This is a genomic window from Rhodopseudomonas sp. BR0M22, from assembly GCF_010907035.1.
Taxonomy (GTDB): domain Bacteria; phylum Pseudomonadota; class Alphaproteobacteria; order Rhizobiales; family Xanthobacteraceae; genus Rhodopseudomonas.
Genome location: NZ_QUMK01000141.1, coordinates 1 through 1,763 on the forward strand (window position 1 = coordinate 1; position 1,763 = coordinate 1,763).

The window sequence follows — 1,763 nt, forward strand, 5'->3', positions numbered from 1 at the left end:
ACCGTGGCGTTGACGGCGCCGCAATTGGTGTGGCCGAGCACCATGATCACCTTGGTACCGAGCACCGCGGCGCCGTACTCGAGGCTGGCGAGGCCGTCCGGCGTGACGAAATTGCCGGCGACGCGGACCACGAACAGGCTTCCGGGGCCCTGGTCGAATGCCAGCTCCGGCGCGATGCGGGAGTCGGCGCAGCCGAGAATCGCGGCGAACGGTGCCTGACCTTCGGTCCGCGCGGCGCGGCCTGCTGAGAAATCGCGCTCGCGCATCTGGCCGGCGATATAGCGCTCATTGCCCTGCATCAGCTTGTCGAGCGCGGCGTCGGGCGTATCGCTCGCCTGGGTTTGCGCACGCGCCGCGAAGGGCAGCGCCGAGGCCGCGAGCAGTCCCAGTCCGCCCGCCATCAGATGTCGCCGTGAAACACCGCTCAAACAAGTTTGGCACATTCCGTCTCTCCCTGATTCGATTCTATTCTATCGAGAATGGTATTTGTGGAGTGGCGAGATGCGAAGTGTAAATCTTATGCGCATGATGCGGGTATCAACGGATCTATAATTCGCAGCTTGAGATTTGAAGAAAAATCAATGTGTCGCCGGAAACGAGCTGCGTACCATGGCCGGATAGCGCAGCGCCTGCAGACCGCCGCGCCAGACGTAGTGCAGCAGTAGTGCGACCCACAATCCGGTGTTGCCGAACGGGCGAAGCATGAACCACGACGCCAGGAACAGCAGCAGCGACAGCAGCATCAGATTGCGCATCTCGCGCGCCCAGGTGGCGCCGATGAAAACGCCGTCATAGGCAAAAGCGAACACGCCAAGCATCGGCGCCAGCGTCACCAGCCAGAGATAGTTCCGGGCGGAGCGGCGCAGCTCGTCGTTCGAGGTGATGAAATCGATCAGCGCCGGACCGGCCAATGCGTAGATCGCGCTTACCGCCAGTGCGAAGCCGAAGCCGCACAGGATCACCAGTCGGGTCGCCGTGACGAAGCCGGACCGGTCGCGTGCGCCGAGGGTGCGGCCGCAGAGCTGTTCGGCGGCATTGGCGAGGCCGTCGAGAAAGAACGCGCTGATCATCAGGAAATTGTTGAGCACCGCGTTGGTGGCGAGCACCACGTCGCCGCCGCGCGCGCCCTGTGCGGTGAAGAACAGAAACACCGCGATCAGCGCCGCAGTCCGGATCATGATGTCGCGATTGACGTCGAACATCCGCCGCAGGCGGTGCGGATCGAACAGCATCGTCCGGGACACGTTGAACAGGCCACGGCCGCGCGAGGCGGCGATCGCGAGCCCGATCAACAGGCCCGCCCCTTCGGCGATCACAGCGGCGATCGCGGCGCCGGCGATGCCGAAGTCGAACCACAGCACCAGCGTGATCGTGGCGGCGATGTTGATCAGGTTGATGGCGATCTGCACCGCGAGCGCCAGCATGGCGCGCGCCTGTCCGACCAGCCAGCCGAGCACCGCGAAATTCGCCAGTACCAGCGGCGCCGACCAGATCCGGATCGAGAAGTAGGTCTTGGCCGCGGCGCTGACCGCATCGCTGCCGCCCATCGCGCCGATCAGCACCGCGGCGAGCGGCGCCTGCAGGGCGATCAGCAAAAGGCCGATTCCGGCGGCGACGATCAGTCCGCGCAGCAGATGCGCCGGCACTTCGCGGCTTTGCCCGGCGCCGAGCGCCTGCGCGGTGAACGCCAGCGTGCTCATCCGCAGGAAGCCGAACAGCCAGAACAGGCAGTCGAACAGCACCGAGGCCATCGACACGCCGCC

General features: G+C 65.3%; 2 protein-coding genes. Both read right to left on the bottom strand.

Features of this window, described 5'->3' with window-relative positions; genetic code table 11:
• Positions 1 to 443 (bottom strand): carbonic anhydrase (locus DY468_RS24475; RefSeq protein WP_283808795.1); only part of this gene is annotated, 443 nt, incomplete at its 3' end.
• 135 nt (positions 444 to 578) lie between these two features.
• A partial coding sequence (locus tag DY468_RS24480; protein ID WP_164608201.1) for an MATE family efflux transporter occupies positions 579 to 1,763 on the bottom strand: 1,185 nt, incomplete at its 5' end.